This is a genomic window from Trebonia sp. (assembly GCF_030042015.1).
GTDB lineage: Bacteria > Actinomycetota > Actinomycetes > Streptosporangiales > Streptosporangiaceae > Trebonia.
On the sequence record NZ_JASIAL010000226.1, the window covers coordinates 1 to 8,281 of the forward strand.

The window sequence follows — 8,281 nt, forward strand, 5'->3', positions numbered from 1 at the left end:
CGAGTACGCGGTTGAGCGCGCCCGATCAGATGCTGCGGAACTCAGGCGATCGGCGCAGCGCGTCGGTCACCCGCCGCGTCGTCCCCATCCGGTACACCGGCAGCCCGCCGTCGCGCACCCGGAACACCGTGGCGCCGGGAACCTGCCGGATCCGCGTCCGCGACCGCAGCGTACCCGGGACCGGCCAGTGCCGGTCAGCCGGGCAACCCCAGCCACACCGCCATGCCGGGGGGCAGCTCGCCGTCAACCGCGGCGCCCGAGCTGGCCAGCAGCACCTCGCGATGCGGCGGCAGCGCGATCGGGTCGGCGCCCAGGTTGGCGGCGAACACGAAGCCGGGATCGCGGGCGAAGACCAGCGCCTCGTCCGGCGCGGCCAGCCAGCGCATGGCGCCGGCGCCGAGCGCCGGATGGGCACGGCGCAGGCGCAGCGCCGCCTCGTACAGGCGCAGGAAGGAGTCAGGCGCGGCCCGCTCGGCGGCGACGCTGTACCGGCCCCAGTCGGCCGGCTGCGGGAGCCAGGGTGGCGCTGGGGAGGAACCGGGGATCGTTCGGGAAAATCTGAAAGAAGCTCCGGCGCGCTCCCAGGGAAGCGGGACCCGGCAGCCGTCGCGGCCGCGGACCTTTCCCTTGGTGCGGCGGAAAGCGGGGTCCTGGCGCGCGGCGGCGGGAATTTTGAGCACCTCCGGCAGGCCGAGCTCCTCGCCCTGGTACACGTACGCCGAGCCGGGCAGCGCGAGCAGCAGCAGCGCGGCGGCCCGGGCGCTGGCGGCGCCGTACCGCGTCACCGGGCGGACCACGTCGTGGTTGCCGAGCACCCACGGGGCGTGCGAGCCGTCGGTCAGCGCGAGCGTCGCGTCGATCGCCTTGCGGATCTGCGCCGCGTCCCACTCCGCCGTGACCAGCTCGAAGTTGAACACCTGCGGGAGCTCGTCGGGCGCCAGGTACGGCCGCAGCGTCGCGTAGGTGTCGTACCAGACCTCGCCGATCGCGGTCCGCTGGCCGGGGAAGACGTCCGCGGGGTAGCTGTCGAGGATGCGCCGCCAGCTGCGGTACAGCTCGTGCACCTCGGGGCGGTGGTAGTAGCCGGACGGCCTGACCGAGCGGACCGTCGTGGGGGTGTCGGCCAGGTCCTCGTCCTTGAACACGCCATGCGCCACGTCCACCCGGATCCCGGCCACCCCGCGGTCCAGCCAGAACCTGATGATCGTCTCGAACATGGCCGCCACCCGCGGGTCGCGCCAGTTCCAGTCCGGCTGGCTTGAGTCGAACAGGTGCAGGTACCACTGGCCGTCGCTGACCCGGGTCCAGGCGGAGCCGCCGAAGTTGGACGGCCAGTTGTTCGGCGGGGTGGCCCCGCGCGGACCCCGGCCGTCGCGGAAGATGAACAGCTCACGCTCGCTGCTGCCAGGTCCGGCGGCGAGGGCCTGCCTGAAGAGCGGGTGCTCTGCCGAGCAGTGGTTGGGCACCAGGTCGGCGAGCACCCTGATCCCGTGCTCGCGGGTCGCCGCTATCAGGGCGTCGAATCCGGCGAGGGTGCCGAGACGGGGGTCGACGTCGAGGTAGTCGCTGACGTCATACCCGCCGTCGGCCAGCGGCGAGGGGTAGAACGGGGTCAGCCAGACGGCGTCCACGCCGAGTTCGGCGAGGTAGGGGAGCCGGTCGCGGAGCCCGGCCAGGTCCCCGATGCCGTCGCCGTTGCTGTCGGCGAAGCTGCGCGGGTAGACCTCGTAGACCACCGCGTCCGCCCACCACGGCCGGCTGGTTTGTGCGCTCACTCGGTGTCCCCCTCGTGCGGCCGTGTGCCGGGCTGGCTGTGCGGTGCCACCTTGTTTCACGATTTCCGCTGTGACTTCGATTATTCACACCCGTCGTTGGCGTCAGTAGAGTCGTGGCGGAGGCGTCTGGGTTCCTGGTGGTCCCCCTGGTCTTCAAAACCAGTGGACGGCGTGCCGCGCCGCCGGCGGGTTCGATTCCCGTCCGCCTCCGCCAGGTGCTCGTGACGGCCATAAGGATGCGTAGGCTTGAGTGATGCTAGCTGACTCGTTCGGGCGGGTGGCGACGGACCTGCGGGTGTCGCTGACAGACCGGTGCAACCTGCGCTGCGCCTACTGCATGCCGCCCGAGGGCCTGGACTGGCTGCCGGCACCGGAGGTGCTCACCAGCGGCGAGATCGTCCGGCTGATCCGCGTCGGCGTGTCCATGCTCGGCATCCGCGAGGTGCGTTTCACCGGCGGCGAGCCGCTGCTGCGGCGCGACCTGGTGCCGATCGTCGCCCGGACCGCGGCGCTGCAGCCCCGGCCGGAGATCTCGCTGACCACGAACGGGATCGGGCTCGCGCGGCGGGCCGGTGAGCTGCGGGCGGCCGGCCTTGACCGGATCAACGTGTCCCTGGACACGCTGCGGCCCGAGATGTTCCGCAAGCTGGCGCGGCGCGACCGGCTGCCCGACGTGCTCGACGGCCTCGCGGCGGCGGTCGCCGCCGGGCTCGCCCCCGTCAAGGTCAACGCGGTCCTGATGCGCGGCCTGAACGACGACGAGGCCGTGCCGCTGCTCCAGTACTGCCTGTCGCTCGGGTACGAGCTGCGGTTCATCGAGCAGATGCCGCTGGACGCCCAGCACGGCTGGAAGCGCGCCGAGATGGTGACGGCGGAGGAGATCTTCGCCGCGCTGTCGTCGTCGTTCGCGCTGGCCGCCGACGACGCCCGCTCCCGCGGGTCGGCGCCCGCCGAGACGTTCCTTGTCGACGGCGGCCCGGCGCGAGTCGGGGTGATCGCGTCTGTCACCAGGCCGTTCTGCGGCTCGTGCGACCGGGTGCGGCTGACCGCGGACGGCCAGGTGCGCAACTGCCTGTTCGCCCGGCAGGAAAGCGACCTGCGCGCCCTGCTGCGCTCCGGCGCGACCGATGCGCAGATCGCCGCCCGCTGGCAGGCGGCGGTCGCCGTCAAGCTCCCCGGGCACGGGATCAACGACCCGTCGTTCCTGCAGCCGGACCGGCCCATGTCCGCGATCGGCGGCTGAGCGCGGCGTCGTCCGCTCGGCGCGCCCTGGCGGCCGTCATGGCTCGTCAGGCCGGTACCGGGGGCCGTGCGAGTCTTCGCAGTGCGCCTGCTCGCCCGTTTCCGTGACGGGTCCGGCGTCCTGGCCGCGGCGGGCCGCGGTGGCGTGGTCAACCTGCAGGGTCGCGTGCGTGATCCCGTATCCGGCGAGCAGTCCCTCCAGGTCGGCGCGCACGGCGTGGCAGTCCTCGCCCGGCGCGACGAGCACGTGCGCCGAGGCGGCGGGCATGCCGGTGGTGATCTCCCAGACGTGCAGGTCGTGGACCTCGGCCACATGCGGGCGGGCGGCCATGGCCGCGCCGAGCGCCGCCGGGTCAAGGCCGGCGGGCGCCGCCTCGAGGAAGATCCGCCCGGAGGCGCGGATCAGGCCGCTGCCCGCGTACAGCATCAGGACGACGACGGCAAGCGTGGCGATCGCGTCGGCCCGGTTGAACCCCGTGGCCAGCACGACGATGGCGGCCGCCGCGGTGGCCGCGAACGCGTACAGGTCGGTGAGGATGTGCGCGGACGCGCCCTCGATGTTGAGGCTGCGCCGCGCCCCGGCGCCGCGGGACCTGGCCAGCATCCAGGCGGCGGCCAGGTTGACGCAGACCCCGCCGAGCGCGACCGCCAGCATCACGGTGCCGTTCACCGGCCGGGGCGCGATCAGCCTGCGGACCGCCTCGTAGCCGAGCCAGAGCCCGAGCACCACCAGCGTGATGCCGTTGGCCTGCGCGGACAGGATCTCCAGGCGGCGCAATCCGTACGTGTACCCGCCACGCGGCGGGCGGGCCGCGACCTTGGTCGTGACCAGGGCGAGCCCGATGGACGCGGCGTCGGTGAGCATGTGCGCCGCGTCGGACACCAGCGCGAGCGAATGGGCGATCACTCCGGCGACGACCTCGCCGGCCATGAACGCGACGATCAGCGCCCCCGCCGCGGCCAGCCAGCGGCCGTCGGCGTCCTGGCCTAGCGCGTGCGCGTGGCCGAGGTGCTGGTGTCGCTGGTGGTGGTGCCCAGGGTCCTGGTGTCCCGCCACGGGCGCCGACCTGCTCATCTGTTCCACCGCCCCTGCATCCCTGCAGCTTATTTACCCCTGCGCCTGCGGTGTAAGGCCCGCCCGGCGTCCACCGCAGGTCAGCGGGCTGTGTGCTAGGTCACAGCCGGGTGCTAGGTCACAGCCAGCGATGGCCCCTGGTCCCGCGTGACGCGCGGCGACCTGTTAACGGTCTCTTACGGTTCGCGGTGACTGCGGCGGGCTCGTCCGGGTTTGCCGTAGAAGAGTGTTATCGGGTTTCGCGACGCAGGCAAAGGACGAGTGATGGCTGAAGAACCCCAGCAGGACCAGCGTGCCACCCGCCGCTGCGTGCTCCTTGGCGCGGGGCTGCTCGGCGTCGGCGGCGTGCTGGCCGGGTGCAGCACCGCCGCGGTGCCGTACGACGCGAACGGGGCCGGCGCGGCACCAGCCCAGGCAGCCCCCCCGGCGCTGGCCTCATCGCCTGCGACCGGCGCCGCGGCCGGGAGCGCAGGCGCCGCCGGCGCCGCCACCGGCGCCGGCACGGCCACGGGCACCCTGCTCGGCCTCGTGACGGACATCCCTGTGGGCGGCGGCACGATTTTCACGAGCCAGCAGGTCGTCGTCACCCAGCCGGCCAAGGGGGTCCTCAAGGCCTTCAGCGCCGTCTGCACCCACATGGGCTGCCTGGTTAACACGGTCGCCAACGGCACCATCGACTGCCCCTGCCATGGCAGCGAGTTCAAGATCAGCAACGGGGCGGTCGTGGCGGGCCCGGCGCCCGCCCCGCTGCCTGCCCGCACGATCGCGGTTACCGACGGGAAGATCTTCCTGCTGTAAGCGCGGGCCCGGCGCCGCACCGCCGGCTGCCCTGGTCAGGCCGTTGGTCGGTCCGTTCCGGGAGCTAATGCCCTGGCCGAACGGGGACCGGCCAGGGAGCCTGAAAGCGTGGCGACGCGTTTCCTCCATCCCGGTCACGCGGCCCGGGCCCGCAGCCCGCGGCCCGCGCCGCCCGGGACGCCCGGCCGGCCCGGGTGGCCCGCCCCGCCCGCGGGGCGGGCGGCGGCGCTGGCCGCGCTGATGGTCGTGCTGTTCCTCACCTTCCTTGACAACACCGTGGTGAGCGTCGCGCTGGGCAGCGTCCAGGGCAACCTGCACGCCGGGGTGGCCGCCCTGCAGTGGGTGGTCAGCGCGTACGCCCTGACGTTCGCCAGCGCGATGCTCGCGTTCGGGATGGTGGGCGACGAGTTCGGCCGCAAGCGGGTCATGCTCATCGGCGTCAGCATCTTCGGCGCGGGCTCGGCGCTGTGCGCGCTGGCACCCGACGTCCAGCTGCTGATCGCCGGGCGGGCCGTCATGGGCCTGGGGGCCGCGGCCAGCGAGCCGGGCACGCTGTCGATGCTGCGGCACCTGTACCCCGGCGAGCGGATACGGGCGCGGGCCGTCGGCGTGTGGACGGCGGTCTGCGGGCTCGCGCTGGCGATGGGGCCGGTCGTCGGCGGCGTGCTCGTCGGGGTCTGGGACTGGCGGGCGATCTTCTGGTTCAACCTCATCTTCGGGCTGACCGCCCTGGCGGCGTGCGCGAGCCTGCTGCCGGAGAACGCCGATCCAGACGCGCACCGGGTCGACATACCCGGCTTCGCGTTCGGCGCGGCCGCGCTGAGCGCGCTGATCATCGCGGTGATCACCGCGGAGACCGCGGGCTTCGCCGCGACGGAGGTGGTCGCGCTGCTGTGCGTCAGCGCCGTGGAGGGCTCGGCGTTCCTGTGGTGGGAGCACCGCGCGTCGCACCCGCTGCTCGACCTGAGATACCTGCGGGTGCCCCGCTTCCTGGCCGCCAACCTCGTGGCCTTCTGCGCCTACTTCGCGACGTTCGCGGTCTTCTTCTTCACCGCGCTGTACCTGTATGAGGTGGCGGGCTACAGCGGCTACCGGATCGCCGTGGTGTTCCTCCCCATGACCGCGCTGATGATAGTGACGTCGCTGCTGGCAGGCCGGTGGACGGGCACGGCCGCGCCGCGCTGGACGATCTCCGCCGGCTGCCTGATCTTCGGCGCCGGGCTGCTGGTGACCGCGCAGGCCATCAGCCCGAGCCCGGACCAACTCCGGCTGGCCGCCGCCCTGGCGCTCACCGGCATCGGGGTGGGCAGCACCGTGGTGCCCCTCACCGCGACAGCGCTGTCCGCCGTGCCGCCCGAGCGCTCGGGGATGGCCGCCTCGGCCACCAACACCAGCAGGGAGATCGGCGCGGTCATCGGCGTCGCGGTCCTCGGCATGCTGGTCAACGCCCAGCTGAACTCCCATCTCATCGCCAGCCTGAAGCACCTGGGCGTCCCCGCGAACTTCTGGACGATCATCATCAACGCCATCGAGACCGGCACGATCCCGTCGTCGCCGCACGCCGGCGGCGCGCCAGGCGGCAGCGGGCCGAGCGAGCAGCAACTCGAACAGGAAGTCATCCGCGCGGCCTACAGCGCGTTCTACGCGGGCCTGCACGCCGCGCTGGTCCTGTCGGCCGTGCTGGTGTTCGCCGCCGGGCTGCTCACCCTGGTCATGCTTCGTGGCAGGATGACCGAGTGGGCTCGCTGATGCTGCTGGACACGGCGTCCCTGTACTACCGTGCGTTCTACGGGATGCCGGAGACCGTGACGGCGCCGGACGGCACGCCGGTGAACGCCGTTCGCGGCCTGCTCGACACGATCGCGCGGCTGGTCAGGGACGTCAGGCCGCGGCGGCTTGTCGCCTGCCTCGACGCCGACTGGCGTCCGCGGTTCCGCGTCGACGCGATCCCGTCGTACAAGGCGCACCGGGCCGAGCCGGACGGCACCGAGCAGACGCCGCCCGGCCTGGCCGTGCAGATCCCGCTGATCACCCAGGTGCTCGACGCCGCCGGAGTGGCGATCGCCGAGGGCGCCGGGTACGAGGCGGACGACGTGATCGCCACCCTCGCCGCCCGGTCGCCAACCCCCGTCGACGTCGTCACCGGCGACAGGGACCTGTTCCAGCTCGTCGATGACGCGCGCCGGGTCCGCGTGCTCTACACGCTCCGCGGGCTCGCGAGGCTGGAATCCGTCGACGAGGCAGAAGTCACGAAAAAATACGACATTCCTGGCAAGTCGTACGCGGACTTCGCCGTCCTGCGCGGCGACCCGAGCGACGGGCTGCCCGGCGTGGCAGGGATCGGCGAGAAGACCGCGGCGGCGCTGGTCAGGGCGTTCGGCAGCATCGACGGGATCAAGACCGCGCTCGACCTCGGACACGGCGGCTTCCCGCCCGGCACCCGCAAGAGGCTCGAGGCCGCCCGCGGCTACCTGGACGTCGCCCCGCCGGTGGTACGCACCGCCACGGACGTGCCGCTGCCCGACGTGGACGGCACGCTGCCCGCGCGCCCGCCAGATCCCGGCCTGCTCGCCGAGATAGGCGCGGCGCTCGGGCTCGGGTCCTCGCTGACCCGCTTCCGCGCCACGGTCACAGAAGGAGACGCGACATGAGCACCGACGCAGCGGCCGCCCTGTACCCCGCCGGGCGGCTGACCGCGGTCGCCGGCGCCGTCCGCGCGGCGGGCCTGTCCGCCCTGCTGCTGACGCCGGGCCCCGACCTGCGGTACGTGACCGGGTACGACGCCAAGCAGCTCGAGCGGCTGACCTGCCTGGCCATCCCGGCCGCAGGCGACCCCTTCCTCCTCGTGCCAAGGCTTGAGCTCGCCGCGGCACAGGCGTCGCCGGCGTCGGGCCTTGGGGTGGAGATCGTGCCCTGGGCAGAAACGCAGGATCCGTTCGGGATAGTGAAAGACAGGCTCGGCACGCTGACCTCAGTCGGGCTGTCCGACCGGATGTGGGCGCTGCACGTGCTGCGGTTCCGCGCGGCCTTCCCGGCGGCGGCACAGGAGCTCGCCAGCACGATCCTGTCCCCGCTGCGGGTCCGCAAGACGCCCGCCGAGGTCAGCGCGCTGGCCGCGGCGGGAGCGGCGATCGACCGGGTGCACGCCCGCGTGCCGCAGTGGCTGCGGCCCGGCCGTACCGAACGCGAGGTCGGGGCCACGATCGCCGAGGCCATCCTCGCCGAGGGCCATGCCCAGGTGGACTTCGTGATCGTCGGCTCAGGGCCGAACGCGGCCAGCCCCCACCACGAGGTCTGCGATCGCGTCCTGAGCCGCGGCGACGTCGTGGTCGTCGACATCGGGGGCACCATGCCGTCCGGGTACTGTTCTGACTGCACAAGGACGTACGCG

The 8,281-nt window shown here is 73.0% G+C and carries 7 protein-coding genes and 1 tRNA gene; 6 read left to right on the forward strand and 2 right to left on the reverse strand.

What is annotated here, in order from left to right; genetic code table 11:
- Nucleotides 1–194: 194 nt before the first annotated feature.
- Entirely contained in the window at nt 195–1,775 is a 1,581-nt protein-coding gene (locus tag Q1N79_RS11780) for a glycoside hydrolase family 13 protein (protein ID WP_300608246.1), read from the reverse strand.
- Between the two features lie 118 nt (nt 1,776–1,893).
- Between Q1N79_RS11780 and Q1N79_RS11785 the strand changes: the two genes are divergently transcribed.
- Both Q1N79_RS11785 and moaA read left to right on the forward strand, forming a co-directional pair.
- Nucleotides 1,894–1,989: transfer RNA gene (locus Q1N79_RS11785), tRNA-Sec, on the forward strand.
- 39 nt (nt 1,990–2,028) lie between these two features.
- Nucleotides 2,029–3,018 carry a GTP 3',8-cyclase MoaA gene (gene moaA, locus Q1N79_RS11790; protein ID WP_300608248.1) on the forward strand — a complete coding sequence of 330 codons (990 nt, stop codon included), beginning with the start codon at nt 2,029–2,031 and terminating at the stop codon, nt 3,016–3,018.
- A 36-nt stretch (nt 3,019–3,054) separates the two neighbouring features.
- On the opposite strand, the gene Q1N79_RS11795 is transcribed toward moaA, so the two are convergent.
- The gene (locus Q1N79_RS11795) at nt 3,055–4,092 is read right to left on the reverse strand and encodes a cation diffusion facilitator family transporter (protein WP_300608250.1); all 1,038 of its coding nucleotides are present in this window, start codon (nt 4,090–4,092) and stop codon (nt 3,055–3,057) included.
- A gap of 264 nt (nt 4,093–4,356) precedes the next feature.
- Here Q1N79_RS11795 and Q1N79_RS11800 point away from each other — a divergent pair, with 264 nt between their 5' ends.
- The 4 genes from Q1N79_RS11800 to Q1N79_RS11815 form a co-directional block, all read left to right on the forward strand.
- A complete protein-coding gene (locus Q1N79_RS11800; protein WP_300608252.1) occupies nt 4,357–4,890 on the forward strand; it encodes a Rieske (2Fe-2S) protein in 534 nt (177 codons plus the stop codon).
- A gap of 108 nt (nt 4,891–4,998) precedes the next feature.
- Nucleotides 4,999–6,639 (forward strand): MFS transporter, encoded by a 1,641-nt coding sequence (locus Q1N79_RS11805; protein ID WP_300608254.1) that lies wholly within the window; start codon nt 4,999–5,001, stop codon nt 6,637–6,639.
- Nucleotides 6,627–7,541 (forward strand): 5'-3' exonuclease, encoded by a 915-nt coding sequence (locus Q1N79_RS11810; RefSeq protein ID WP_300608256.1) that lies wholly within the window; start codon nt 6,627–6,629, stop codon nt 7,539–7,541. Before Q1N79_RS11805 ends, Q1N79_RS11810 begins: the two co-directional genes overlap by 13 nt.
- The coding region (locus Q1N79_RS11815; protein ID WP_300608258.1) for a Xaa-Pro peptidase family protein at nt 7,538–8,281 on the forward strand (744 nt) is incomplete at its 3' end. The genes Q1N79_RS11810 and Q1N79_RS11815, both read left to right, overlap by 4 nt.

Bases quoted from the DNA above. Each gene is read 5' to 3' on its own strand.
- moaA (WP_300608248.1), top strand. From the start codon at position 2,029: ATGCTAGCTGACTCGTTCGGGCGGGTGGCGACGGACCTGCGGGTGTCG.
- Q1N79_RS11795 (WP_300608250.1), bottom strand. From the start codon at position 4,092: ATGAGCAGGTCGGCGCCCGTGGCGGGACACCAGGACCCTGGGCACCAC.
- Q1N79_RS11800 (WP_300608252.1), top strand. From the start codon at position 4,357: ATGGCTGAAGAACCCCAGCAGGACCAGCGTGCCACCCGCCGCTGCGTG.